The following is a 24155-nucleotide window of genomic DNA, read 5'->3' on the forward strand; positions in this document are numbered from 1 at the left end:
GATCATCGCCTGTCGGCCGCCAACGGGGGCCGTGGCGAGGCGCCCGCCGCGCGAGCGGCGGGCGGCCGCCCGGTGGCCCCACTCACGCCCGATGCTCCGGCCCCGTCGCGTTTCCCCCCAGAATCGCCGACGGGGCCGGTCAGGCCCCCTCCAGCAGCTTCAGGACGATCCGTTCCGCCTCCTCGCGAGGCGCCTGCGGATCCACCGACGCCACCACCCCGTCGTGGTAGAGGTCGACCACCCGGGGGTCCACGTACGACGCACGAGCCACCGTCGGCGTGTTGCCCAGCAGCTCCGCCACCTCACGCATCACCGCGACCACGGCCTTGCGCCGGGCGGTCACCGAACGGGCCGGGCCGGCGGTGGCCAACTCGGTGGCCGCCAGCACGGTGGCGTGCCAGGTGCGGAAGTCCTTCGCGGTCATCTCCCCACCGCTGGCGTCGCGCAGGTAGCCGTTGACCTCGTCGCTGCGCACGTCGCGCCACTCCCGGCCGTCCCAGTAGCCGAACAGCCGCTCGGCCCGTCGCCGGCGACGACGCAGATTGACCAGCACCTGGCACAGCTCCGGATCCTCGATCCGACGAACCTGCTCGATGCCCCCCTTCGCCGGAAACACGAACACCACGCAGCCGCGCCGGGACCGGGCATGCTCGGGGCGCAGGGTGGACACCCCGTACGTCGGGTCGTCGCCGTTCGCGTACTGATCGCTGCCGACCCGGAACATCCCCATGTCCAGCAGTCGGGCCACCGTCGCCAGCACCCGATCCCGACCCAGCCCACGTCCGTCCAGGTCACGCCCCACCCGCTCACGCAGCGTCGGCAGCCGCCGGGCCACCTCCAGCATGTGATCGAACTTCGCCTCGTCCTGCTTCTCCCGCCACCGCGGGTGGTAGACGTACTGCTTGCGTCCGGCGGCGTCGATCCCGATCGCCTGGATGTGCCCGTTCGGATGCGGCGCGATCCAGACGTCCTGCCAGGCCGGGGGGATGACCAACTCCCGCAGCCGGGTCAGGACCTCCGGATCCCGCACCGGGGCCCCGGACGGGTCGACGAAGAGCCAGCCCCGTCCGCGACGACGCCGTCCGTACCCCGGCCGACCCGGGTCACTACGCCGCAACCGCACCGGAGACCCGCACCACCCTCTCCACCTCGGCCACCGCGGCCAGCACCTCGTCGAGGCGCAGCGCCGCCATCGTCGGGTGGCTCCCTACCCCGTCCCACCTGGGCCAATCGTCGGCACCGGCCCAGAGCACCCGATGCCGTGGCCGGTCCGGTGGCGGCCCCCAGTGCGCCGGCGGCACCGGCCCGAAGAGGACGACCGAGGCGGTGCCGTACCCGGTGGCCAGGTGGGCGACGCCGGTGTCCCCGCTGACCACCAACCGGGCGTCGGCCACCAGCGCGGCGAGCCCGCCGAGGTCGGTCCGACCGGCCAGAACCGCGTCCGAGGTCAGGCCCGCCGCGTCGGCCACCCGGGCCGCCAACGCCCGTTCGTCGGCCGAGCCGGTGAGCAGCACCCGGTGCCCCTTGTCGGTCAACGCCCGGGCCAGCGCGGCGAACCGCTCCGCTGGCCACCGCTTGGCCGGGATCTTGCTGCCCGGGTGCAGCAGTGTGGCACCGCTGGGCAGCCCCGCCGACCCGGGCCGACGCAGGCTGAGATCGGCCCGGTCGGCCGGTATGTCGTACCAGGACAACAGCCGGCACCACCGGTCCACCTCGTGCTCGTCGACTGCCCAGAGCGGACCGTCGGCACAGCCGGCGTCGGCGTTGGCGAAGGCGAGCAGGCGGCCAGGCCGGGTGGCCGCGAGCAGCCGGTGCGACTGCGGGCCGCGCCCGTGCAGGTTGACCGCGACCCGCGGGGCCGACCCGACCCGCAGCGGTCGGTCCAGCCCGGCGGTGTCCACCAGCCGGTCGACGCCCCCGACCAGGTCGACCAGCGGGGCCAGCCAGGCGGGCGCGGCGAGCGCCAACTCCCGCGCGGGGTACGCGGCCCGCAGCGCCCGCAACGCGGGCACCGCGGTCACCAGATCGCCGACGCCGAGGGCGCGCAGCACGAGGATCACGGGTACGAGGTCTCCTGCTCGGCGCAGACCACCAGCTCCCGCACCGCGCAACCGGACGGCTGGTTGAGCGCGAACATGATCGCGGCGGCGGTGTCGGCGGGCTCGTTGAGGAACGCGTCCGGCCCCGGCTTGTACTGCGGGTCACGTTCGTCGAAGAACGCGGTGCGCATCCCACCCGGAATGAGCAGGGTGACGCCGACCTGACCGGCCAGCTCGGCGGCGAGGGCCCGGGTGAACCCCACCACCCCGAACTTCGCCGCGCAGTAGGCGGTGGCGTCACTGACGGCCTTGACGCCCAGGGTGGAGGCGACGGTGACGATGCGGCCCCGAGAGGACTGCAGGAACGGCAGCGCGGCCCGGATCACCGCCGCGGTGGCCAGCAGGTCGACGGCGACGATCCGGTCCCAGGTCTCCCCCGGCACGTCGGCGAGCCGGCCCGGCACGTCCATGCCGGCGGCGGTGACCACCGCGTCCAGGCCACCGGCCTGCTCGGCGAGGTGCAGGGTGGCCACCTCGGCGGCCCGCGTGTCGGCCAGGTCGCACTCGGTCCAGGACACCCCGTCGACCGGCGGCTGCCGGTCCAGCACCAGCGGCCGGCCACCGGAGGCGGCCACCGCGGCGACCACCGCGGCCCCGAGCCCGCTGGCGCCGCCGGTGACCAGGACGGTGGGCCCGGCAGCGGGCCGGGTGGCGGTCATCGGGTCCGCTCCGCAAGGGTGCGGACGATCAGATCCGTTGTGGAACGACCGTCCAGGTAGGGCACCACCACGGTGTTCCCGCCCCACCGACGCACGACCTCCGCCTCCGGCAGGGCGGCGGTCGCGTCCCCACCACCGGTGGCATAGTCGCCGCCCTTGACCCAGACGTCGGGGCGTACCCAGGACAGCGCCGCGTCCGGGGTCGGCTCGTCGAAGATGAGAACCGCGTCGACGCAGCTCAGGGCGGCCAGCAGCCGGCTGCGGTCACGTTCGGACTGCACCGGCCGATCCGGCCCCTTCAACCCGGCCACGCTGGCGTCGGAGTTCAGGCAGACGATCAGACAGTCACCGAGCTGCCGGGCGGCCTCCAGGGTGGCCACGTGCCCGGCGTGCAGCAGGTCGAAGCAACCGCCGGTCGCCACCACCGTGCCACCCGCGGCGCGTACCTCATTGAGGAGCGTGGCGACGGCGACGACGCCCACCCGGTCGGCCACCCCGGCGGTCACCGGGCCGCCTCGCGTTCCCGACCGCGTGGTTCGCGACCCCGACGTGGGCCCGGCGAGCACCGCGGGCACCGACGGAGGCAACGCCGCCGCCACTCCCCCACCCGCCACGTACGCGGACGCCTCGGCGACCGCCACCTGCACCGCCTCGGAGACCAGCGCGCCCTGGGCCAACGCGAGGCTGGCGGCCGCCGCGAACCGGTCGCCGGCACCGCAGGTATCCCCCTCGGCGCTACCCGGCGTCGGCACCACCAACGGCGTCGACCCGGCGTGGCAGAGCAGCGCGCCGTCACCGCCCAACGTCACCGCGACCGCGCCGGCCCGCCAGCGTCGCCGCAGCCCCTGCGCGCCGCGCGACGCGGTGGCCAGTCGGGAGGCGCCGGGCAGCGCGGGGACCAGTTCGCGCACCTCGGACTCGTTCGGGGTGGCCAGGTGTACGCCGGGCACCGCCGCCGGGCCGCGCGGATGCGGGTCCCACACCACCGGCGCGCGGGTGGCGGCCAACGCGTCGCGCAGCGCGGGCTGCCGGGCCACCCCCCGGCCGTAGTCGCTGACCAGCACCGCCGACGCCGCACCGATCACCCGGAGCACCTCGTCGGAGGGCTGACCCGGCTCCCCGGATGCGCCGCCACGGTCGTGGCGCAGCAGCACCCGCCCCCGGGCCCGCAACCGGATCTTCTCCGGCGTCGCACCGGCGAGGGCCAGGGGGTACACCTGCACGCCGGCGGCGGTGAGCAGAGCGCTCAGCCGGGCCCCGCCGGCGTCGTCGGCGAGTGCGGTCACCAGCACCACCTCGGCGCCCTGCGCGGCGGCGAACACCGCCGCCAGCCCGGCGCCTCCCGGCCGATCGGTGGCCGCGGTCTCGTCGAGCACCGGCACCGGGGAGTCCGGGCAGAGCCGGTTCACCACGCCTTCCACGTCCCGGTCGAGCAGGGTGTCCCCCAGCACCACCACCGGTCCCCTCACGCCTGCCTCCTCATCCTCACGCGTCGACCTGCTGTCCGGTCCCGCCGTCGAGCACCACCTCGACCCCGGTACGCACCGGCGCCGGGCCCCCGGGCACGGGGTGGACGACCACCGGATCGGCGACCGCCGCCAGCGCGGCGGGCAACTCCTGTTCGAGGTACTCGCAGAGCAGATGACTGGTCACCAGGTGCAGCTCCTGGACGACCTGGGTGTCCGGGGACGCGACGGCCAGCACGTCGTCGCAGGAGTCGGCGAGCGGATTGGGGGCGGCGCCGGTGAGCGCCCAGGTGGTCACCCCGACGTCGCGTGCCGCCCGCGCGGCGGCGAGCAGGTTGGGACTGCCTCCGCTGGTGCTCAGCAGCAGCAGGATGTCGCCGGGCCGGCCGTGGGCGCGCACCTGGCGGGCGTACACGTCGGCGTAGCCGTAGTCGTTGGCGATGGCGGTGAGCGCGCTCGTCTCGGCGTGCAGCGCGATCGCGGACAGCGGCTGACGGTCGTCACGCAGCTTGCCGACCAGTTCGGCGGTGAGGTGCTGGGCTTCTGCGGCGCTACCACCGTTGCCGGCGACCAGCAGGCGACCGCCGGCGGCCAGCCGGTGGGCCAGGTCCGCGCCCCAGCGCGCCAGCTGCCGCTCACACCGCCGGTACGGCACCAGCGCCGCCGCGAGATTCGTCAGGTGGGTGTCGAGCAGGCTGCCCGTCGGCATCAGGCCACCACCCGGGTCGGCCGGCGCACGGCGGCCACCTCGCTGTAGACCTCGACCAGCCGCTCGGCGGTGGCCGCCCACGAGTACCGCGCCCGGGCCCGCTCGCGCGCCGCCGTCGCGTACGCGAAGCGCCTGATCCGGTCGTCGAGCAACCCTTGGATCGCGGTGGCCAGCGCCCGCGGGTCCCGCGCCGGCACGAGGTCACCGGTCGTCCCGTCGACAACTGTGTCCCGGATGCCACCCACGGCCGTGCCGACCACCGGCACCCCGCAGGCCATCGCCTCCAACGGGGTCAACCCGAACGGCTCGTACCAGGGCGCCGCGACCAGCAGGTCCGCCGAGCGGTACCAGCGGCCCATCTCCTCGCGCGGCACCGCGCCGACCAGGTGCACCCGGTCGGCCACCCCGCACGACTCCGCGAGGGCCCGCAGCCGGCGGGCGTACGGGTCGGTCTCCAACAGCCCCTCGGGTGGGCCGCCGACGACCACGCACTCGGCGTCCGGAACCAGCGCCATCGCCCGGATCACGGTCTGGAAGCCCTTGCGCTCGACCAACCGACCCACGGTGAGGATCCGGGCCCGTCCCGGTTCCCGGTCGGCGGCCGGCCCGAGCGGGGCAAAGGTGGCGAGGTTGACCCCGGAGGGCACCACTGTCATCCGGGACCGGGGCACCCCCATCCGGACCAACTCGCCCACCTCGTCGCGGCACTGCGCGACGATCCGGTCCACCGAGCGGCCCAGCTCCCGCTCGTAGGAGATCCGTCGGGCCGGGCTGGTGTCCTGCACCCCCTGGTAGCGGCGCTTCACGGTGCCCAGCGCGTGGTACGTCTGCACCACCGGCACCCCGGTCTGCCGACCGGCGGTCAGCCCGGCCAGTCCGCTCATCCAGAAGTGCGCGTGGATCACCTCGGGCACCCAGTCGCCGCCGCGCCAGCGCTCGATCAGCCAGCGGCTGAACTCCCGCATGTGCGGCAGCAGCGCGTCCTTGGCCACCGGCTCGGCCGGGCCGGCCGGCACGTGCACCACGTCGTACCCGTCCGGGCCCCGGACGGTCACCGGCAGGTCAGGCGCGTCGCGGCGGGTGTAGACCCGCACCTCGTGCCCGGCGGCGGCGAGCGCGGCGGACAGCTCCGCGACGTGCGTGTTCTGGCCGCCGGCATCCTCCCCTCCGAGGACGGCGAGCGGGCTGGCGTGCTCCGAGATCATCGCGATCCGCATACTTCCTCCTCCAGCAGCCGGTCCCAGTCAGCGAGGAAACGGTCGAGGCCGTACCTGTCGCGTGCGGCGGTTCGCGCCGCCGCTCCGGCCTGCCGCGCGGTCGCCGGTTCGGTGATGAACCGGCGGGCGGCGTCGAGCAGGGTGTCGGTCCGGGTGGCGAGCGCCCCCGCCTCCGGGGGCACCGCCATCACCGCCTCGGTGGTGGCGAGCGCGACGACAGGCATGCCGATCGCCATCGCTTCGATGAGGCTGAGCCCGAGGGAGGTCCACCGGCACAGGTGCAGGTACGCCCGCCGCCGGGCCAGCTCGGCGTGCATCCGGTCCTGGGGCACGTCGTCGTGGCTGGTGAGCCGGTCGGCGGGCAGCCCCAGGTGGTCGGCCAGGCCGGCGACCCCCATGCCGAACACGTCCAGCGGCGCGATCGCGGCGAACTGGGGCAGCAGGTCGGTGCCGGTGACCCGACCTCGCCGTACCGGCTCGTTGATCACCACGGCGAGTCGGTCCAGCTCGCCGGTGTAGGACGCGGCGGGGGCGACAATGCCGTGGTCGACCACGGTGGTGCGGGTGGCGCCGGTGTCCCAGAAGATCTGGTTGAACCCGGTGACGTGGGCGATGAGCAGGTCGTCGCGGTCGGCCATCGGGTGACGGGTGTTGGGTACGTCGCCCTTGGGGGTGTTGTGTTCGACGTAGATGGCGGGGAGGTCACGGCCGGGGCGGCGACCAAGCCACTCCTCGGCCCGGTCGATCTCCTCGGGGCGTTGCAGGATGACCAGGTCGACGTCGGCGCTGGGCAGCTCCTCCGGGCTGACCTCGACCGCGCTGTCCGGCCACGGGTAGGTGCGGGCCCGGCCGAGGCCGTACGGGCCCCGGTCGGGTGTGGTGGGAATCAGGTAGCGGTGGTTGCCGTGCACGAACGACGTGGTCCAGGAGCCGTGCACGTGCCAGAGCAGGATGTTCATCGGCCGCCACCACCGCTGACGGCGAGCATCCGAAGCGCATCGACCACCTCGTCCGGGTCGATGCCGCTGAGGCAGGGGTGCCCGGGGACGGGGCAGCTGGCCGCCCGGGTGTCCCGGCAGGGCGCGGCGGCGTCGCCGAGGCGGACGGTGGGCACCCGGTAGGGCCCCCACTGGCCGAACGGAACGGTCGGCGCGAAGAGACTCACCACGGGCACTCCGGCGGCGGCCGCCAGGTGCGCGGGCCCGGTGTTGCCAACCACGACCGCGCTGGCGTCCGCGACGATCGCGGCCAGGCCGGCCAGGTCGGTGCGACCGCCGAGGTCGGTGCCGCCGGCCGCGGCGACCCGGGCGGTGACCGCCCGCTCGTCCGGGCCGCCGGTGACCAGCACCCGGTGCCCGGCGTCGGTCAGCGCCCCGACGATCCGGGTCGCCACCTCGGGCGGGCAGGCCCGGCTCGACGCGGCCGACCCGGGGTGCAGCACCACGTACCCCGGGTCGCCGAGGTCGGCCGGGCGCGGCGGCACGGCGTCCCGACGGAGCCGGAGCACGGGTTCGTCGCCGGCGGGCAGCCGGTGGCCGGCGGCGGCGGCCAGGGAGAGGGCACGTTCGGGTTCCGGGACGCCGACCGGCACCCGGTGCCGCAGGTCCAGCAGCGAGCCCGGGTAGTCGTCGCTGATCGCCGCGATCCGGTCGACTCCCGCCATCCGCAGCAGCAGCGCCAGCGGGAGGGCGGACTGGTGGAACGAGGTGAACACCACCGCCTGGTCCGCGCCGAGCGTCCCCAGCCGAGCGGTCAGGTCCCGGATGGCCTGCGGATCGACCGGCCCCGGTGCGGGGTCGATCCACGGCAGCGGATGCTCGATGATCTCGTCGACGCCGGGCAGCAGGTTGGCGGCGGCCCGACCGCGCGGCCCGCACAACAGCACCACCCGTTCCGCCCCGGCCGCCACGGCACGGATCGCCGGGCCGGTGACCAGCACGTCGCCCGCCGAATCCGAGCGGACCACCAGCGCCGTCCGGACCGGTTCGGTCGACGCGGTGGAGGGCTGCACGGCCTGTTGGCGGCGCAGGATCTCCGCCACCGCCGCCGGCAGATCGGCGGCCACCCACCCGGCGGCGGCGATCTCCTCCGGTCGGGTCACCGGGGTGGGCACCAGCACCCCCGCCGCCCCGGCGGCCAACGCTGCGGCGACGTCCCGGCCGATGTCGCCCACCAGCACGCACCGGGACGCGGTAGTGCCCAGCTCACGGGCGGCGGCGTGCACCAGACCGGGTGCCGGCTTGCGGCAGGCGCAGGCGTCGGCGTCGTCGTGCGGGCACACCAGCCACGCGTCGAACCGGCCCAGCAACTCCTCGACGCGGGCGTGCACCGCCCGCATCTGCTCACCGGTGAAGTAGCCCCGGGCCAGACCCGACTGGTTCGTGACGACCGCCAGTCGCAGCCCGGCCGCGCGCAGGCGGTCCAACGCGGCCCGAGCGCCCGGCACCGGCCGCACCTTTTCCGGGTCGCCGTTGTACGGCACGTCCTCGATCAGGGTGCCGTCGCGGTCCAGCAGCACCGCGTCGTACAGGACGGGTCGAGGGCTCGCGGCAGCTGTGCGACTGGGCCCGGCGGAACCGGCGCGGTCAGCCGTGGCGTACACCTGGGCTGACCTGCGCTGATACGGATCCTCCTGGCCCTGTCGCACAGCCGGCGGGTTCCCGGCGCCCCGAGGAGTAAACGTCGTCGTCGAGGCGGCGGACCGACGCCGCCACCGGGTCGGCCTTACCCGCCGCGCCGGAGAAGCTAACCCCGCCGGCCGTTAGCCCGTGCCGTGCTCCGGGTATGGAATCGCGGTGGCGATTGTGGAGAAAGTGATCGACGCTTCCCCGCAGCAGGTGTTCGACGTGCTCGCGGACGGATGGACGTACAGCGACTGGGTGGTCGGCACGGCGCACATGCGGGACGTGGACGACGCCTGGCCCCGGGTCGGCAGCCAACTGCACCACCGTGCCGGGCCGTGGCCGCTCTCCTTGCAGGACGCCTCGACGGTGCTGGTCTGTGAACCGCCGCGCCGGCTCGTGCTCAAGGCCGGGCTCTGGCCGGCCGGCGAGGCGGTGGTGGCTTTCACCCTGGAGCCCGTGGGCGACGGCGCCACCCGGGTGCGTCTCGGGGAGGACTTCGCCGCCGGCCCGCTGCGGTGGGTCCACAACAAGCTCAACGATCTGGTGCTGCACCGGCGTAACCGGGAGACGCTGGCCCGACTCTCCGACATCGCCACCCGGCAGAAGGGGTGACTGTGACACGGACCGTGGTGGTGACCGGCGCGAGCGCCGGCATCGGCCGGGCCGTCGCCCACGCGTACGCGGCGCGCGGCGCCCGGCTGGCGCTGCTGGCTCGGGGCGAGGCGGGTCTGGTCGCCGCCGAACGGGAGTGCCGACTGCGCGGCGCGACCGACGTGCGCGGGTACCGGGTCGACGTGGCCGACGCGGGCGCGGTGCAGCAGGCCGCCGACGACGTGGTGCACCGGTGGGGCGGCATCGACGTGTGGATCAACAACGCGATGGCCTCGGTGTTCGCGCCGGCCTGGGAGATTCCGGCGCGTGAGTTCCACCGGGTAACCGCTGTGACCTACCTGGGCACGGTGCACGGCACCCTCGCCGCGCTGCGGCACATGCGGGCGCACGGGCGGGGCACGATCGTGCAGGTGGGCTCGGCGTTGGCGTACCGGGGCATCCCGCTGCAGTCGGCGTACTGCGCGAGCAAGCACGCCGTCCAGGGGTTCAACGACTCGCTGCGCGCCGAGCTGCTGCACGACTGCCCGGGGGTGACGTTGTCGATGGTGCAACTGCCCGCGATCAACACGCCGCAGTTCTCCTGGGTCCGTACCCGGCTGCCCCGGCATCCGCAGCCGGTGCCGCCGATCTTCACTCCGGAGTTGGCCGCCCGGGCCATCCTCTGGGCCGCCGACCGCGGCACCAGGGAGCTGAACGTGGGTGGCCCGACCTGGCAGGTTCGGCTGGCCGACGTCCTCTTTCCCGGCCTGCTCGACCGGAAGCTGGCCCGCGACGGCTACGACAGTCAGCAGACCGGCGAGGAGATCGACCCGGCGACCTGGCGGGACAATCTGGATCACCCCGGTGATGCGGACACGGACCGGGGCGCGGCAGGTGTGTTCCGCCAACAGGCGCGTGACCGTTCCGCCGCGCTCTGGGTCAGCACGCACAAACCGGCGCTCTCCGGTGTCGCGCTCGCCGTTGCGACGCTCGCCCTCAGCGCGGTCGCTCGCCGCCGGCGCTGACCAGCGCGGTCGCCTGACCAGTGCAAGCGCCTGACCAGGCGGGTCACCGCCGGCGCACGGTAGGTGAGGAGAATCCGCAACGCCCGGGAGGGGTGCCCCCTCGGCGTGAATGCGGCAAGTGGATACGCTCTGCATGACCCGTGTCCGCAAACCGAGGATGACCGACATGATCAAGCCGGTGCAGTTGCCGTCGCCGTGGCGAGACGCACGCCTGACCGTCGTCGTGCCCACGTACAACGAGGCGGGCAACCTCCCGGCGCTGGTCGAGCGGTTGCTCGCGCTGCCGCTGCCGGGGCTGCGCATCCTCGTGGCCGACGACAACTCCCCCGACGGCACCGGGGAGGTGGCCGACAAGCTGGCCATCGAGAACCCCGACCGGATCGAGGTCGTGCACCGCGCCGGCAAGGAGGGCCTCGGCCGGGCGTACGTGGACGGGATGAGTCGGGCGATCGAGGGCGGCGCCGAGTACGTGGCGCAGATGGACGCCGACCTCTCGCACCCGCCGGAGGCGTTGCCGGGGATGCTGGGCGCGCTGCTGTCCACCCAGGCCAGTGTGGTGATCGGTTCCCGGTACGTGCCCGGTGGCGAGCTGGACGAGAACTGGCCGCTCTATCGCCGGGCGCTCAGTGGCTGGGCGAACCTCTACGTGCACACGCTGCTGCGGGTACGGATCCGGGACCTCACCGCCGGCTTCAAGATCTGGCGGGCCGACGCCCTGCGCGACATCGACCTGGAGCGGGTGCAGTCCAACGGCTACAGCTTCCAGGTGGAGATGCACTACCTCGCCACCAAGCTGGGGCACACCATCCTGGAGGTGCCGATCCGCTTCGAGGAGCGGCGCGACGGCGTCTCCAAGATGACCACCGCGACCAAGGTGGAGAGCGCCCTCATGCCCTTCCGCCTGCGCAGCAAACACCGCAACGTAACCCGCTAACCCGCCCACGCCCCACGCAGGTGGGGTGGTTTCAGGCGGGGTAGATGGCGTTGTGGGCGGTGGCGATCGCTGCGGCGTAGGCGCGGCCGGTGAGGGCACGGTCGCGGGCCAGCGCGGCGCGGGCCGCGTTCGCGCCGGGTGCGCCGTGCACACCACCGCCGGGGTGCGCCGACGCGCTGGCCAGAAAGAGCCGGTCCACCGGGGTGTCCGCCCGGCCCAGGCCGGGAATCGGGCGCAGGAAGAGCTGCTGGTACGCGGCGGCGGTCCCGCCGCCGAGCGCGCCGCCGACGAGGCTCGGGTCGCCCTTCTCCAGGTCGGCGGGACCGGCCACGTGTCGGCCCACGATCAGGCGCCGGAAACCCGGGGCCGCCGCCTCCAGCACGTCCTCCATCCGCTGTACGTGCCCGGCGACCTCGTCGGCCCGCCAGTTCCGCCGAAACGGCAGGTGGGTGTACGACCAGAGCGACTCGGTGCCCGGCGGCGAGTGGCTCGGGTCGGCCACCGACATCTGCCCGACCAGCAGGAACGGGTCGCGGGGCAGCTCGCCACGGGCCAACTCGCTGGCGTAGTGGGTGAGCCCGTTCAGGTCCGCGCCGAGGTGCACGGTGCCGGCGCCGGCCAGCTGCCGGTTCGTCCAGGGCACCGGCGCGGAGAGCGCCCAGTCCACCTTCAGCGTGGAGCCGTCCCACCGGAAGTGCGCCAGGTCCTCCACCAGCCGCGACGGCAGCGCCGCCGGGCCGACCAGGTCGAGGTAGAGCGCCGGCGCCGGAACGTCGGCGAGCACGGCCCGCCGGGCCCGCCACAGCGCGCCGCCGACGGTCCGGACCCCCATCGCCCGGCCCCGGGCGGTGAGCACCCGCTCGGCCCGCGCGCCGTAAAGGATCGTCCCGCCGCGCCCCTGGAGCCGATCCACCAGCGCGTCGGTGATCCGCCGCGCGCCGCCGTCGGGCACCGGCCAGCCGACCTGCTGGCCGAGCATGGCCAGCAGCCAGCCGTACACCCCGGAGCCGGCCTCCTCCGGGGAGAGGTCGGTGTGCAGGGCGCAGCCGGCCAGCAGGGCCGGACCGCCGGGACCGTCGAAGAGTTCGTCGCCGAGTTTGCGCACCGGCACGACGAGCCGGCGGGCGAGTCGCAGCGCGCCGGCGACGCGCAACCGACCCAGCAGACCCAGCCCTGCGCGTACCGGAGGGAACGGTGAGGTGATCGCCGCCAGCATCGGCCCGGCCACGTCGCACCACTCGGCGTACGCGTCGAGCCAACGCTTGCCGTCACCGCTGGCGAACTGGTCCAGCGACGCGGCGGTGACCTCCGGATCCCGGTTGATCACCGCGGCCCGACCGTCGGGCAGCAGGTGGGCCAGCACGTCCGGGGCGTGTCGCCACGACAACCCGTGCCGATCCAGGTCGAGGCCGCCCAGCACCGGCGAGGCGTACCCGAGGGGGTAGAACGAGCTGTAGAGGTCGCTCAGGTAGCCGGGCGCGGTGACCTCGGCGGAGCGGACCGCCCCGCCGGGCGCCGCGGTCGCCTCCAGCACCACCACCTCCCAGCCGGCGTCCGCCAGCAGGTTGGCCGCCACCAGACCGTTGTGCCCGGCCCCGACGACGACGGCGTCCGCGCTCTGCGCGGCGGTGGTTGTCATCGGATCCGCCTACCCGGCGCGCAACCGGGCGAAACGCGTTTGCCCAGCCGGGGCCGGGGCATCCAGCGCCGCATGTACACGGTTGCGCAGCTGGTGGGCGGAGTGTGGGGTGCGGGCGGCGACGGCGGCGAACTGGTCGTGCGTGACCCGGCGGACGACGCGCCGGTGAGCACGGTGCCGGTGGCCACCGCCGACGAGGTGGGCAAGGCCACCCAGGCGGCCCGCAACGCGGCGGCCCAGTGGGCGGCGACCGCGCCTGCCGAACGGGCGGCGGCGCTGCACCGGGCCGCGGACGCGGTGGCGGCGGTCATCGACGAGTTGGCGGCGGCGGTCACCGCGGAGATGGGCAAGCCGTTGGCGGACGCTCGCGGCGGTGTCGAGGCGGGGATCGGCACCCTGCGGCAGTATGCGGAGCTGGCGCCGCTGCGCGGTGGACGCACGCTGAACGGCGAGGCCGACGCGCTGGACTTCCTGACCCCGCAGCCGCGCGGGGTGGTCGCGGCGATCACCCCCTGGAACGACCCGGTGGCGGTCTCCTGCGGGCTGCTGGGCGCGGCCCTGGTGACCGGGAACGTGGTGCTCTACAAGCCGAGCGAACGGACACCGGCGACGGGTTGGTTGCTGGCCCGCGCCCTGGATCAGGCGCTGCCGGCCGGTGTGTTGTCGCTGCTCACCGGCGGCCCGGAGGTCGGTGCGGCGCTGGCGGCGCAGGAGGTCGACGTGGTGGCGCACGTGGGCGCCACCACGACCGGTCGGGCGATCGCCGCCGCCGCGGCCCGCACCGGCGCGAAGGTGCTTCTGGAGAACGGGGGCAGTGACCCGTTGATCGTGGACGCGGGCGTCGACCCGCAGTGGGCGGCGGAGCAGACCGCGCTCGGCGCGTTCGCCAACGCCGGGCAGATCTGCGTGGCGGTGGAGCGGGTCTACGTGCACCGCGAGGTGGCCGACGACTTCGTGGCCGCGCTGGTACGACGCGCCGAAGCGCTGCGGGTCGGGTCGGGCCGGGACCCGGGCACCGAGTTGGGCCCGCTGGTCGACCGGCGGCACCGGGACCACGTGCACGGGCAGGTGGCTGCCGCGGTGGCGGACGGCGCGCGGGTGCTGGTGGGCGGCGAGGTGCCGGACGGGCCGGGGGCGTTCTACCCGGCCACCGTCGTCACGGACTGCCGCCACGACATGGCGCTGGTCCGGGAGGAGACGTTCGGGCCGGTCGCACCGCTGGTGGTCGTGGACTCGTTCGACGAGGCGCTGCGCTGTGCCGCGGACTCCCCGTACGGGCTGGCCGCCACCGTCCTGACCCCGTCGATGAGTCACGCGCAGCGGGCCTGGCGGGAGCTGCCGGTGGGCACCGTGAAGATCAACGCGGTGTTCGGGGGTGCGCCGGGGGGTGCCGCACATCCGCGCCGGGCCAGTGGGCAGGGCTTCGGGTACGGCCCGGAGCTGCTGGACGAGTTCACCGCCACGAAGGCGGTGCACATCGAGGCGCCGGGCGGCGGGCACTGGTGAAACGGCGCGGGCGGACGCAGGGGTGGCGCGTCCGCCCGTACCGCGTCGGTTGGGTCTCCGGTTCGGCGGCGGTCAGTCGCCGCGGGCCTTGCGGGTGGCTCGGTCGTTGGCCTTCTCGATGGCCGTGACCAGCTCCGGTTTGGTCATGCCGGACCGGCCGGGTACGTCGAGTTTGCGGGCCACCGACATCAGGTGGTCCTTGGTGGCGTTGGCGTCCACCCCACCCGCGGTGGCGGCCCGTCGTTCCGGCCCGCCCCCGGCGGCCTGCTGGTCGCTGGGGCCCTTGCGGCCCTTCGGCTCCCAATGGTCGCCCACCTTCTCGAACTGGTGCTTCACCGCGGCGAAAGCGGTGCGGTGCGACCGCTCCCCCTCGCCGTAGGTCTCGACCGCCGAGTCGTGCGTCTTCTCCCAGGTGCGCTGCGCCTTCTCCGGGGAGCGTCGCAGCGTGCTGGGCAGGTCCTCGCGCCCGGGCATCTCGTCCTCCTCCGTGTCGACAGGGTCACTGTGACCGTTCCCCGGTGACGCGGCGGCAAACCATAGCGGCACCGGCCGGAGGCTGGGTGGGTTTGTCGATTTCCCCATCCGGGTACCGCCGGCCCAGGCCAGACCGGACGACCGGTCATCCGGCGGCCGGGGCACAGGGAGCGGGCATGACGACCACGGAGCCCGGTACGACGCTCGGCGGCACACGGCACGCCCGGGTGCCCCGGCGGATGCGGCAGTTGAGCTGGCGGACCTGGCGTGGGGTGGTGGTCCGCAGCGTGCAGAACTTCGTCACGGACAACTGCTCCGACTGGGCCGCCGCGCTGACCTACTACGGCGTGCTGGCGCTCTTTCCGTCCGCCATCGTGGTGGTGGCGTTGGTCGGCCTGGTCTCCAGCGGCGAGCAGACCGTCGACACGGTGGTCGACCTCGCCAACCAGGTGGGCGCCGGGTCGGTGCTGACCGACGACAAGGACGGCGTGGTCGGGGTGATCCGGTCCGTGGTGCTGGAGCAGAGCAACCCCAAGCTGCTGCTCAGCTTCGGCCTGCTCGGCGCGCTCTGGTCGGCGTCGGGCTTCATCGGCGCGTTCACCAGGGCCTCGAACGCCGTGTACGGGGTGACCGAGGGCCGCCCGGTCTGGAAACTTCGGCCGCTGCAGATCGGCCTGGCGGCCGTCACGCTGGTGCTGCTCGCGGTGGTCGCCCTCGGCCTGATCGTCAGCGGGCCGGTCACCGATGCGGTCGGCGACCTGATCAACGCCGGCGGCCTGGCCCGCACCACGTGGAGCGTGGCGAAGTGGCCGGTCCTCGCCATGATCATGATGGTGTTGCTGTCCCTGCTGTTCTGGATCGCGCCGAACGTGCGCCAACCGCGGTTCCGCTGGCTCACCCCGGGCGGCGCGGTCGCCCTGGTCTCCTGGACGGCGGCCTCCTTCGGCTTCGGCCTCTACGTGGCCAACTTCGGCTCGTACGACACCACCTACGGCAGCCTCGGAGCGGCAATCGCGTTCCTGGTCTGGCTCTACCTGTCCAACTCGGCGCTGATGCTGGGCGTGCAGATCAACGCCGAGGTGCAGCGCGGGCGGCAGTTGCAGGCCGGCGACCCGGACCCGGAGGAGCCGGTGCTGCCGCCGCGCCGGCCCGCCGACGAGTGAGCCCCCGTTCGGCCGCAATGTCCGGTTCGCCGCCGGGCCGAGGGCCGGTTCATGGCCCGGTGCCGGTTTATCGGGTGGGGTGCCGGGTAGCGCAGAAGGCATGGAGCGTGGCAACAGCAAGCACGGACCGAGGATCGACGAACAGATGAGTCAGGAGGTCAGCGGCCTGGTACAGGGGCCGGGGACCGGTGGCTCTCGGGTCGATGAGTCGCGGGTGCCGGAACCGGCCGGCGAGGACCAGCCGGAGACGACCACCGCCCCGGCCGGCGACCTGCGCACCGGCACCCCGCAGGGCATGAGCTCCACGGACGTCGAGCAGCGCAGCCGGCTCGGTCGGTTCATCTCGATGAGCGCGCTGCCGGGCGACCGCCTGGTGCTCATCGCCAGCGCCCGCGAGAACGAGGCGCCGGACGACATCGTGGCGGCGCTGGAACGGCTGCCCGAGGGCACCGTCTACCAGACGGTCTCCGAGGTGTGGGCCGCCCTCGGCAACAAGAACGAGACGACTCGCTGGTGAGTCGGATCGCCCCCGATCCACCAACCCACCAGCGGCTGAAGGAGGTTCCCCGATGAGTGGCGTTACCGAACATGTTGATGTTTCCGTGCCCGTACGCACCGCGTACGACCAGTGGACGCAGTTCGAGGAGTTCCCCGAGTTCATGGAGGGTGTGCAGGAGGTCCGGCAGCTCTCCGACACGATGACCCACTGGACGGTGGACATCGCCGGGGTGAAGCGTGAGTTCGACGCGGAGATCACCGAACAGCTCCCCGACGAGCGGGTCGCCTGGCGTTCCACCGGCGGCACCCAGCAGGCCGGCGTGGTGACCTTCCACCGACTGGACCAGGACAAGACCCGGGTCACCCTGCAGCTGGAGTTCGAGCCGCACGGTGTCGTCGAGCAGGCCGGCGACAAGCTCGGCATCGTCGACCGGCGGGCCAAGAACGACCTGGAACGGTTCAAGACCTACATCGAGCGGCGTGGTCAGGAGACCGGTGCCTGGCGCGGGCAGGTGGACCGCCCGCAGCCGTGACCGTGAGCAGTGACCTGCGATGGCCGCCGGGATTCCCGGCGGCCATCGCCGTATCCATACCTTCAGCCGTAGCCGAGCCCGTTTGCGATCATCGGGCCCGGGTACGGCTGAAGGTATGACCGACGACAACATCAGGGTGTGGCGGGACGAGGAGCGGCTTCCGTTGGAGGAGTTGGAGCGCGCCATGTCCGGCTCCAGCCTCGACGGGCAGGCCGACGACGTGACGGGCAACGACGCCGGCGAGGAAGCCGCTTTCGGGCACGGGCCGGCCGCGTCGGACCGGGACGGACAGGCCCGGGGCAACAGCCGGGAGGCCACCGACCCGCAGCGCGCCTACCGCCCGTCCACCACCGGCCGGACCGGGCCGGACGTCTGAGGATCGCTCCCGGGTCGGGCGGGCACCGCCGGCACGGACGGCTCGGGCCGCACAGACAGCTCGGACGGCACCGCCGGCACAGACGGCTCGGACGGCACCGCCGGTACGGGTAGCTCGGCGCTGGGTCGGCGCGCACCCCACTCGTAGAGCGCGATCAGCGCCAGCGCGAGCGCCAGCAGGGCCGAGCCGAGCACCTGCACCGAGGTGCTGCCGATCAGCACGCCCAGCCCGGCCGGGACGAGCGCCGCGCCAATACCCGCGGCGCCGATCTGCAACCCGATGGCCCGATCCGCGTGCGCCACGCCGACCCGTTCGGCGGTGGTGAGGGTGAGCAGCGGAAAGACCGGCGCGGCGGCGAAACCGACCACGACCAGGCCGAGCACCGCCAGGGCGGCCGGCCCGGGAACGGCGATCAGGGCCGCGCCAACGGCCATTCCGGCCAGGCTGACGCGCAGCACCAGCCCTGCCCCCAGGCGCTCGGCCACCAGACCCTGCACGACCCGGCCGACGAAGAGGCTCCCCCAGTACGCGGAGACGCAGCCGCCGGCCACCGCCGCGCTGAGTTCGCGCCCCTCGGTCAGCAGCAGGAACGCCCACAATCCGGCGGACACCTCGATCGCCACGTACAGCACGAAGGCGAGCGTCCCCGACCAGACCGCCGGCAGCCGCAGCGTGTCCCGGATCGCCACCCGGACGACCGGTGCCGGCCCGTCCTCCCCGGCGGCAAGCCCGGTCCGGCCAGCGGCGCCCGCGTCGGTGCTGGCCGGGACGCCACGGTGCCAGGCCCGCACGGTGAGTGCGAACGCGGTGGCGAGGACAAGTTGGGCGCCGGCCACGATGCCGTACCCCCAGCGCCAGGCGAGCCCGGCGCTCAGCACCCCGGTCATGATCAGTGGACCGATGGCCACGCCGAGGCCGAAGAAGGCGTGCAACCAGTTCATGTGGCGGGGCCCGAAGGCCCCGGCGGCGTACGCGTTGAGCCCGGAGTCGACAGCGCCGGAGCCGAGCCCCAGCAGCAGCGCGCAGCCCACCAGCACCGCCAGCACGGGGCTCATCGAGTAGCCGGTCAGCGCCAGGCTGGCCAGCAGGGTGCTGCCGGCGAGCAGGGCGCCCACGCCGACCCGGGCCAGGGTGAACCCGGCCAGCACGCTGGAGGTGAGATAGCCGACGGTGCCGGCGGTGAGCACCCACCCGACCGCCTCGGTCGGTACGTCGAAGTCGCCCCGGATCGACGGCCAGCCGACGCCGAGCAGGCCGTCGGGCAGGCCGAGGCTGACGAACGCGAGGTAGGCCAGCAGGAGCAGCGAGGCGCGGGGGCGCGCGGACGGGGTGGACACGAGACACCATCCTGCCGCAGGGCACTTTAGCGCCGCCGGCAGCCGAGCCCTCAGCACGCGAAGAAGTCGTGTCCGTACGGTCGGAAAAACGGACAGCTCATCCAGAATCGGCCGATCGGGGGACGGCAATCCGGCAGGTTCGCGTAAGAATTTCGGGATGCATCAAGGCTCCGGAATCCTCTCCACGCGTCAGCGCCGGCTCGCCTGGCTCGGCTTTCTGCTCGCCGCGCTCCAGGCGCCCGTGTCCGCCTGGCTCGTCACCGACGAGTCGTGGCTGTTCAGCCTCTGCGTCGCGCTGATGGTGGCCACCGTGATCATCGCTGATGACGCGGCACGGCGACGCCCGGCCGACGCGACCAGCGACTAGCCTCCGCCGCCCGGTCGGGCCTCGTGGCCCGGCCGGCCCCGGCTCCGGCGGCGTTCCTTCATCTCCGCCTCGTAGAGGTGGCGCCGCCCGCCCACCAGCTCGTCGCGGGCCTGCCGGTCCAACTCCCGGAACAGCGCGTGGTAGCCGTCGTCGAAGTCCTCGACGATCTGGAACGTCCACCGCCCGGCGATGACGTTGCGGCCACGCAGCTCGGTGGCGATCCGGTCGGCGAGGTGCGGATGCCCGGCGGCGCGAAACTGCTCCACCGCGTCGTCGAGCATCAGGTCGGCATGGCCGATCAACTGGTGCATCGAGTAGAGGTGCCCCCGGGCCCGCTCCGCACACTCCAGCGCCTCGCTGAGCTTGCCGAGCGCGGCGACCGTCGCGTCGCTGACCCCGTCCGGCCGCCGGTGCGACTCGTCGGGTCCGTCCGCCTGCTGTCCCATCCGTGCCTCCGTGCCGGGTGCCGCCGTCCGTGGGTGGTCCTCCTGGTGCCCCGTCTGTGCCGGATCAACCCCCCAGGTCAGCGGCGATCGCCCAGTGGCGCAGCCGACATCCACCGAGTGGACGAGGTCGACGCGGTCACCGGTCGGTTAGCCTCGGTCACCATGCGTGTGCCGTTCAACCGGGTCGCCTCCCGTACCGCCGTCGACTCGGCGCGGTCCACCCTGGCCGCCCTCACTGTCTCCGTGGGCACTGTCGGGCTCGCCGCCGCCGCCGCGCGGCCGGGGCTGCTGGCCCTGGTCGACCAGCACGCGGCGGCCATCCGGGACAGCCTTGATGGTGACCGCACGCCGCTGACCTCCGCGGCGCTCGCCGGTTACGCCGAGGGGGTGCGCGCCGCCGCCCTGGAGCACGGGTGGACGCCGCCCAGCGGGCCGGTGGACTGGAGCCACCCGGAGTGGCTGCTCACCCGCCTGCTCGCGGTCTGCGCGCTGGCTCGCGCACTCGACCGGGACTGACCTGCGAGGGGAGGGCGCCCCGCGTCGTACACGCGGAACACCCTCCCCACCCGTCGTGCCCGTCACGCCCGCTACGAGCGGTACTGCTGGGCTTCGTCGACCCGAGGCATGGCCTGGGTGCGGTCACCCCCGCGGTCGGCCATCTGCCGCTCCACGTCACTACGCCCGGCCGAGGTGGCCTGACGCTGCTGCTGCACCGCCCGGGCCTCCTGGGCCGCCCGCTGCAGCCAGCCGTCCCAGCGGTTCTGCATCGGCTTCACGAGACCACCGCCGACGCCGACGATCAGGATGCCGGCCACCGTGGCGAGCACCGCGATCAGCACCGGAGTGGTCACCGTGGTGGCGATACCCACCTGGTTCAGGGCGGCGATCACGCCGAGCGCGATGATGAAGATCGCTGTCAGGTCGGCCAGGACCTTGCCGTACGAGAGCCCGCCCAGCGCCCCGGTGACCAGATCCCGCACAGCGTTGGCGATCGCGGCCGCCACCACCACGATGACGATCGCGATGAACGCGCGCGGCAGCCAGGCCACCACGCCGCTGATCAGGTCACTGATCGCGTTGGGCCCCCAGACTCCGAAGGCGAACTGCAGCGTGAACAGCAGTACGGCGTAGTACGCCAGTCTGGCCAGAATGTCGCTGGCGTCGTACTTCGTTCTCTCCAGGGCCCGTTTGATGCCACCGCGTTCGACCGCCTGGTCGAAGCGCACCCGTTCCAGCACCGTATCCACGATCTTGAGGACGGCTCTGGCGATGAGCCAGCCGACCACGAGGATGACGATGAAGGCCACTGCCTTCGGGATGAAGAGCAGCACCGACCTCCAGGTGTCGGCGATGGCATCGCCGATGTCGGCCTGCCGGACCGCGAGGGTTTTCAGCATGATGTCCCTCCTGTCGCATGGACTGCGCCGGGCGCTTACCCGACAACCGGTCCGGCAGTCCGCGCGGCGCGCGGCGTTTTTCGCGACAGACCTCCCGACGAGGGTTCTGAACTGCCCGAACGGCTCCCGGGAGGGACGCGCCGACGGGCCGCCGCCGCGCTCGGATGCCTTTTCCGTCCGGCCGACTAGGCTGCGAACATGCCAGGAACGGTCGGGCGGGTCCCCACGCCAGCAACTCCGGGTCCGGGCGCACCCACCGGGCCCGGCCCGACCGGCGGCGGCCTGCTCGCCCACGACTGGGCCAACACCCCGCTGGGCCCAGCCGACGAGTGGGACGCTGCCCTCCGGGCCGTGGTGGAGCTGATCCTCGCCTCACCGATGCCGATGGCCCTGGCGTACGGCGACGACCTCGTCCTGCTCTACAACGCCGGCTACGCCGAGCAGTTGGGCACCAAACACCCGAGCGCCTTCGGCCGCCCGGCCGCCGAGGTGTTCGCGGAGGTCTGGGCGCTGCCCGGCGTCGGCGGCGTGATCGAGCGCAGTTACCGGCAGGGCGTGCCCTTCCTGGAGAAGGAGTCCACGCTGCCACTGGTCCGCGAGCACTCCGCGACGGTGGAGCAGGCGGTCTTCACCCGGGGCTACTCGCCGGTGCGCGACAGCTCCGGGCAGATCGTCGGCGTCTTGACGGTGGCGGCCGAGACCACCCACGTCACCGGGCAGTTGCAGAGTCTCAGCGAGGTGGCCGCCGCGCTCGCCGGCACCCTCACCCTCGACGACGTGGCCCGGGTGGCGCTGCGGTACGCGATCACCACGTTCGACCCCGACCAGGCCGCGTTCGCGGTCGACGAGGGCGGTGGCGGCTGGCGCATGGTGCGTCGGGTCCGTGGCGAGTTGCTGGACGAGGCCGACGAGCGGCTTCCCCCGCTCTGGCGGCGCGCGCCGACGGACTGGCCGGCCCCCGTGGTGCAGGCGGCCCGCTCCGGCGGCCCCTCTTTCACCCGCGACGCGCAACCCCTGCGGGACACCGCGGTGGACCGCCACGACCAGAAGATCCGCGCGATGGCGGCCCTGCCCCTGGGCACCTCGGTGGTCCGCGGCGGGCTGGCGGTCGGCTACCAGGTCCCGCACACCTGGTCGCCCGCCGAGCGGGCGCTGTTGGCCGCCTCGGCCGAGTTGATCGGCCAGGCCGCGGAGCGGGCCCGCCGGTTCGAGACCCAGCACGGCACGGCCCAACTGTTGCAACGCAGCATGCTGCCGGAGCACCTGCCGGATCTGCCCCGGTTGCGGATCGCGGCCCGCTACGACCCGGGCGTGGACGGCAACGCGGCCGGCGGCGACTTCTACGACGCGTTCCTGCTGCCCAACGGCTCGCTCGGCGTGGTGCTGGGCGACGTCGCGGGGCACGACGTGCAGGCCGCCGCGCGGATGGGCCAGGTCCGGGCCGCGCTGCGCGCCCTGGCCCTGGCCGACCCGGCGCCCGACGCGGTCCTGGCCGGCCTGGACCGGCTGGTGACCAGCCTCGGCTCGGAGGCCGGCACCCACGAACTGTTCGTCACGGTGGCGTTCGGGGTGATCGACGCCGAGCGGCGGGAGCTGACCCTGTCCAGCGCCGGTCATCCCGCGCCGCTGATCCGCCGCGGTGACCCGGATGGCCGGTTTCACGCCGAGTACGTCGACGTTCCGGCCGGGCCACCGCTGGGGCTGGGCGGCCGGGCGGGCACGACCACCGTCGCGTTCCGCCCCGGTGACACCCTGCTGCTGTTCAGCGACGGCGTGGTGGAGCGTCGCCGGCAGAGCCTGAGCGCCGGGTTGACCACCCTGAGCGACGCCATCGCCAAGGCCGGCAGTGGCGACCCTCGCGCACTCTGCGCGGTGGCCACGGCGGCAGTCCCGGGCGGCACCGAGGACGACGTGGCCGTCCTGGCCGTCGAGCACGCGCTCAAACCGAGTCGTTCGGCGAGCATGGAGGTGCCCGCCGAGCCGACCGCGCCCAGCCGGGTCCGGCACTGGCTGACCGGCCAGCTCACCGAGTGGCACGTGCCCGAGTCGGTCATCGGCGCTGCGGTGCTCTGCACCAGCGAGCTGACCACCAACGCGTTGCTGCACGCCGGCACGGCCGCCCGGGTGGAGATCGACCTCAGCGCCGAGCGGCTGCTCGTCTCCGTCGCGGATTCCGGCACCCGGGGCACCGTGACCCGGGCCCGCACCGATACGTTGAGCAGCCGTGGACGCGGCCTCGGCCTGATCGAGGAGCTCAGCGACGCCTGGGGCACCGACCCGTCGGTGCGCGGCTCCACGGTCTGGTTCGAAATCCTCACGCCGCCACACCCGTGAGACCACCCCCGGGACGGGGTAGGAGGACGCCCATGGCTCACGACCGGCTCGCCGGAGTCCTCTTCGACGTCGACGGAACCCTGGTCGACACCACCTACCTGCACACCGTGAGCTGGTGGGAGGCGTTGCGGCAGACCGACCAGCCGGTGCCGATGGCGATGGTGCACCGCTCGATCGGGATGGGGTCGGACAAGCTCCTCGACCACCTCCTCGGCCCGGAGCGGGACCGCGACGCCGACTCGAAACTGCGCGACGCGCACGACACCCTCTACGCCGAGTACTGGGAACGACTCACTCCCCTGCCCCGGGCGGCGGACCTGTTGCGCGCCTGCGCCGAGCGGGGGTTGCGGGTGGTACTCGCCACCTCCGCCTCGGCGCCCGAGGTGGCCGCGCTGCGTCGGGCGCTGGCCGCCGATGACGTGATCGACACGGTCACCTCGGCCGAGGACGCCCAGCAGAGCAAGCCCGCACCGGACATCCTGGTCGCCGCGCTGGAGCAGTCCGGGTTGGCCGCCGAGCGGGTGGTCTTCGTCGGCGACTCGGTGTGGGATGTCGCCGCGGCCGGGGCGTTGAACATCCCGTGTGTGGGCCTGACCTGCGGTGGCACCAGCCGTGGCGAGCTGGCCGGCGCCGGCGCCGTGGCGGTGTACGACGACCCGGCAGCGCTGTTGACCGCACTGGCGGACTCGCCGCTCACCCGGCCCCGGTGAGGATCACTCCGGTTCACCGGCACGTACGCGCATAGCCGGAGCCCTTGCGGG

Annotated in this window: 25 protein-coding genes; 12 read left to right on the forward strand and 13 right to left on the reverse strand. The window is 73.8% G+C overall.

Annotated features, from left to right (window positions below):
- Positions 1-139: 139 nt before the first annotated feature.
- From V6U86_RS29725 to V6U86_RS29760, 8 genes are read right to left on the reverse strand one after another with little or no spacing between them, the layout of a single operon-like run.
- The gene (locus V6U86_RS29725; RefSeq protein ID WP_334509095.1) at positions 140-1123 is read right to left on the reverse strand and encodes a DNA topoisomerase IB; all 984 of its coding nucleotides are present in this window, start codon (positions 1121-1123) and stop codon (positions 140-142) included.
- Complete coding sequence (locus tag V6U86_RS29730) at positions 1107-2060, reverse strand: glycosyltransferase family 9 protein (RefSeq protein ID WP_334509097.1); 954 nt, start codon at positions 2058-2060, stop codon at positions 1107-1109. Before V6U86_RS29730 ends, V6U86_RS29725 begins: the two co-directional genes overlap by 17 nt.
- Positions 2057-2758, reverse strand: a complete 702-nt coding sequence (locus V6U86_RS29735) for an SDR family oxidoreductase (protein WP_334509099.1) — start codon at positions 2756-2758, stop codon at positions 2057-2059. Before V6U86_RS29735 ends, V6U86_RS29730 begins: the two co-directional genes overlap by 4 nt.
- A complete protein-coding gene (locus V6U86_RS29740; RefSeq protein WP_334509101.1) occupies positions 2755-4227 on the reverse strand; it encodes a PfkB family carbohydrate kinase in 1473 nt (490 codons plus the stop codon). The genes V6U86_RS29735 and V6U86_RS29740 overlap by 4 nt, the downstream gene beginning before the upstream one ends.
- 16 nt (positions 4228-4243) lie before the next feature.
- The gene (locus V6U86_RS29745; protein WP_442935031.1) at positions 4244-4933 is read right to left on the reverse strand and encodes a D-sedoheptulose-7-phosphate isomerase; all 690 of its coding nucleotides are present in this window, start codon (positions 4931-4933) and stop codon (positions 4244-4246) included.
- The gene (locus V6U86_RS29750; protein WP_334509103.1) at positions 4933-6150 is read right to left on the reverse strand and encodes a glycosyltransferase; all 1218 of its coding nucleotides are present in this window, start codon (positions 6148-6150) and stop codon (positions 4933-4935) included. The genes V6U86_RS29745 and V6U86_RS29750 overlap by 1 nt, the downstream gene beginning before the upstream one ends.
- On the reverse strand, positions 6135-7109 hold the full coding sequence (locus V6U86_RS29755) for a glycosyltransferase (RefSeq protein ID WP_334509105.1): 975 nt from the start codon (positions 7107-7109) through the stop codon (positions 6135-6137). The genes V6U86_RS29750 and V6U86_RS29755 overlap by 16 nt, the downstream gene beginning before the upstream one ends.
- Positions 7106-8797: an HAD-IIIA family hydrolase gene (locus V6U86_RS29760; RefSeq protein ID WP_334509107.1), complete on the reverse strand. Its 1692-nt coding sequence runs from the start codon at positions 8795-8797 to the stop codon at positions 7106-7108. Before V6U86_RS29760 ends, V6U86_RS29755 begins: the two co-directional genes overlap by 4 nt.
- A 148-nt stretch (positions 8798-8945) precedes the next feature.
- Between V6U86_RS29760 and V6U86_RS29765 the strand changes: the two genes are divergently transcribed.
- From V6U86_RS29765 to V6U86_RS29775, 3 genes are all read left to right on the forward strand, one after another.
- Positions 8946-9386, forward strand: coding sequence for an SRPBCC family protein (locus V6U86_RS29765; RefSeq protein WP_334509109.1), 441 nt, complete (start codon positions 8946-8948; stop codon positions 9384-9386).
- A gap of 2 nt (positions 9387-9388) precedes the next feature.
- Positions 9389-10390, forward strand: a complete 1002-nt coding sequence (locus tag V6U86_RS29770; RefSeq protein ID WP_334509111.1) for an SDR family oxidoreductase — start codon at positions 9389-9391, stop codon at positions 10388-10390.
- A gap of 166 nt (positions 10391-10556) precedes the next feature.
- Entirely contained in the window at positions 10557-11324 is a 768-nt protein-coding gene (locus V6U86_RS29775; RefSeq protein WP_124771281.1) for a polyprenol monophosphomannose synthase, read from the forward strand.
- A 31-nt stretch (positions 11325-11355) separates the two neighbouring features.
- On the opposite strand, the gene V6U86_RS29780 is transcribed toward V6U86_RS29775, so the two are convergent.
- Positions 11356-12963 (reverse strand): phytoene desaturase family protein, encoded by a 1608-nt coding sequence (locus V6U86_RS29780; RefSeq protein WP_334509115.1) that lies wholly within the window; start codon positions 12961-12963, stop codon positions 11356-11358.
- Positions 12964-13035: 72 nt separating this feature from the next.
- On the opposite strand from V6U86_RS29780, the gene V6U86_RS29785 reads away from it, so the two are divergent.
- Entirely contained in the window at positions 13036-14469 is a 1434-nt protein-coding gene (locus V6U86_RS29785) for an aldehyde dehydrogenase family protein (protein ID WP_334509117.1), read from the forward strand.
- 72 nt (positions 14470-14541) lie between these two features.
- Here the strand turns inward: V6U86_RS29785 and V6U86_RS29790 are convergent, their stop codons facing one another.
- Complete coding sequence (locus V6U86_RS29790) at positions 14542-14943, reverse strand: ChaB family protein (RefSeq protein ID WP_334509119.1); 402 nt, start codon at positions 14941-14943, stop codon at positions 14542-14544.
- Positions 14944-15119: 176 nt separating this feature from the next.
- On the opposite strand from V6U86_RS29790, the gene V6U86_RS29795 reads away from it, so the two are divergent.
- The 4 genes from V6U86_RS29795 (at position 15120) to V6U86_RS29810 (ending at position 17513) form a co-directional block, all read left to right on the forward strand.
- Positions 15120-16106 carry a YihY/virulence factor BrkB family protein gene (locus tag V6U86_RS29795; RefSeq protein ID WP_334509121.1) on the forward strand — a complete coding sequence of 329 codons (987 nt, stop codon included), beginning with the start codon at positions 15120-15122 and terminating at the stop codon, positions 16104-16106.
- Between the two features lie 100 nt (positions 16107-16206).
- A complete protein-coding gene (locus tag V6U86_RS29800; protein ID WP_088947320.1) occupies positions 16207-16623 on the forward strand; it encodes a DUF2795 domain-containing protein in 417 nt (138 codons plus the stop codon).
- Between the two features lie 52 nt (positions 16624-16675).
- Positions 16676-17137 (forward strand): SRPBCC family protein, encoded by a 462-nt coding sequence (locus V6U86_RS29805; RefSeq protein WP_334509127.1) that lies wholly within the window; start codon positions 16676-16678, stop codon positions 17135-17137.
- 115 nt (positions 17138-17252) lie between these two features.
- On the forward strand, positions 17253-17513 hold the full coding sequence (locus V6U86_RS29810; protein WP_334509129.1) for a hypothetical protein: 261 nt from the start codon (positions 17253-17255) through the stop codon (positions 17511-17513).
- Here V6U86_RS29810 and V6U86_RS29815 read toward each other — a convergent pair.
- Positions 17471-18850: an MFS transporter gene (locus V6U86_RS29815; RefSeq protein WP_334509131.1), complete on the reverse strand. Its 1380-nt coding sequence runs from the start codon at positions 18848-18850 to the stop codon at positions 17471-17473. The two genes, V6U86_RS29810 and V6U86_RS29815, sit on opposite strands and share 43 nt — an antisense overlap.
- Before the next feature lie 157 nt (positions 18851-19007).
- Between V6U86_RS29815 and V6U86_RS29820 the strand changes: the two genes are divergently transcribed.
- On the forward strand, positions 19008-19217 hold the full coding sequence (locus V6U86_RS29820; RefSeq protein ID WP_030334989.1) for a hypothetical protein: 210 nt from the start codon (positions 19008-19010) through the stop codon (positions 19215-19217).
- On the opposite strand, the gene V6U86_RS29825 is transcribed toward V6U86_RS29820, so the two are convergent.
- On the reverse strand, positions 19214-19663 hold the full coding sequence (locus tag V6U86_RS29825; protein WP_334509135.1) for a hypothetical protein: 450 nt from the start codon (positions 19661-19663) through the stop codon (positions 19214-19216). The genes V6U86_RS29820 and V6U86_RS29825 overlap by 4 nt on opposite strands.
- 162 nt (positions 19664-19825) lie before the next feature.
- On the opposite strand from V6U86_RS29825, the gene V6U86_RS29830 reads away from it, so the two are divergent.
- Positions 19826-20179, forward strand: coding sequence for a DUF6401 family natural product biosynthesis protein (locus V6U86_RS29830; RefSeq protein ID WP_334509137.1), 354 nt, complete (start codon positions 19826-19828; stop codon positions 20177-20179).
- A 71-nt stretch (positions 20180-20250) separates the two neighbouring features.
- Here the strand turns inward: V6U86_RS29830 and V6U86_RS29835 are convergent, their stop codons facing one another.
- Positions 20251-21060, reverse strand: a complete 810-nt coding sequence (locus tag V6U86_RS29835) for a mechanosensitive ion channel family protein (RefSeq protein ID WP_334509139.1) — start codon at positions 21058-21060, stop codon at positions 20251-20253.
- A 198-nt stretch (positions 21061-21258) separates the two neighbouring features.
- Between V6U86_RS29835 and V6U86_RS29840 the strand changes: the two genes are divergently transcribed.
- Both V6U86_RS29840 and V6U86_RS29845 read left to right on the forward strand, forming a co-directional pair.
- Positions 21259-23394 carry a SpoIIE family protein phosphatase gene (locus V6U86_RS29840; RefSeq protein ID WP_334509141.1) on the forward strand — a complete coding sequence of 712 codons (2136 nt, stop codon included), beginning with the start codon at positions 21259-21261 and terminating at the stop codon, positions 23392-23394.
- A 32-nt stretch (positions 23395-23426) separates the two neighbouring features.
- Positions 23427-24104, forward strand: coding sequence for an HAD family hydrolase (locus V6U86_RS29845; RefSeq protein ID WP_334509143.1), 678 nt, complete (start codon positions 23427-23429; stop codon positions 24102-24104).
- Positions 24105-24155: the final 51 nt, after the last annotated feature.

It is taken from the genome of Micromonospora sp. CPCC 205558 (assembly GCF_036902955.1).
Taxonomy (GTDB): domain Bacteria; phylum Actinomycetota; class Actinomycetes; order Mycobacteriales; family Micromonosporaceae; genus Micromonospora.

What these genes read in the sequence shown, in the direction of transcription:
- V6U86_RS29775 (WP_124771281.1), top strand. Translation starts at nt 10,557, where the DNA reads ATGATCAAGCCGGTGCAGTTGCCGTCGCCGTGGCGAGACGCACGCCTG.
- V6U86_RS29745 (WP_442935031.1), bottom strand. Translation starts at nt 4,933, where the DNA reads ATGCCGACGGGCAGCCTGCTCGACACCCACCTGACGAATCTCGCGGCG.
- V6U86_RS29800 (WP_088947320.1), top strand. Translation starts at nt 16,207, where the DNA reads ATGGAGCGTGGCAACAGCAAGCACGGACCGAGGATCGACGAACAGATG.
- V6U86_RS29735 (WP_334509099.1), bottom strand. Translation starts at nt 2,758, where the DNA reads ATGACCGCCACCCGGCCCGCTGCCGGGCCCACCGTCCTGGTCACCGGC.
- V6U86_RS29795 (WP_334509121.1), top strand. Translation starts at nt 15,120, where the DNA reads ATGACGACCACGGAGCCCGGTACGACGCTCGGCGGCACACGGCACGCC.
- V6U86_RS29825 (WP_334509135.1), bottom strand. Translation starts at nt 19,663, where the DNA reads ATGGGACAGCAGGCGGACGGACCCGACGAGTCGCACCGGCGGCCGGAC.
- V6U86_RS29830 (WP_334509137.1), top strand. Translation starts at nt 19,826, where the DNA reads ATGCGTGTGCCGTTCAACCGGGTCGCCTCCCGTACCGCCGTCGACTCG.
- V6U86_RS29750 (WP_334509103.1), bottom strand. Translation starts at nt 6,150, where the DNA reads ATGCGGATCGCGATGATCTCGGAGCACGCCAGCCCGCTCGCCGTCCTC.
- V6U86_RS29845 (WP_334509143.1), top strand. Translation starts at nt 23,427, where the DNA reads ATGGCTCACGACCGGCTCGCCGGAGTCCTCTTCGACGTCGACGGAACC.
- V6U86_RS29790 (WP_334509119.1), bottom strand. Translation starts at nt 14,943, where the DNA reads ATGCCCGGGCGCGAGGACCTGCCCAGCACGCTGCGACGCTCCCCGGAG.
- V6U86_RS29805 (WP_334509127.1), top strand. Translation starts at nt 16,676, where the DNA reads ATGAGTGGCGTTACCGAACATGTTGATGTTTCCGTGCCCGTACGCACC.
- V6U86_RS29835 (WP_334509139.1), bottom strand. Translation starts at nt 21,060, where the DNA reads ATGCTGAAAACCCTCGCGGTCCGGCAGGCCGACATCGGCGATGCCATC.
- V6U86_RS29810 (WP_334509129.1), top strand. Translation starts at nt 17,253, where the DNA reads ATGACCGACGACAACATCAGGGTGTGGCGGGACGAGGAGCGGCTTCCG.
- V6U86_RS29820 (WP_030334989.1), top strand. Translation starts at nt 19,008, where the DNA reads ATGCATCAAGGCTCCGGAATCCTCTCCACGCGTCAGCGCCGGCTCGCC.
- V6U86_RS29785 (WP_334509117.1), top strand. Translation starts at nt 13,036, where the DNA reads ATGTACACGGTTGCGCAGCTGGTGGGCGGAGTGTGGGGTGCGGGCGGC.
- V6U86_RS29755 (WP_334509105.1), bottom strand. Translation starts at nt 7,109, where the DNA reads ATGAACATCCTGCTCTGGCACGTGCACGGCTCCTGGACCACGTCGTTC.
- V6U86_RS29840 (WP_334509141.1), top strand. Translation starts at nt 21,259, where the DNA reads ATGCCAGGAACGGTCGGGCGGGTCCCCACGCCAGCAACTCCGGGTCCG.
- V6U86_RS29780 (WP_334509115.1), bottom strand. Translation starts at nt 12,963, where the DNA reads ATGACAACCACCGCCGCGCAGAGCGCGGACGCCGTCGTCGTCGGGGCC.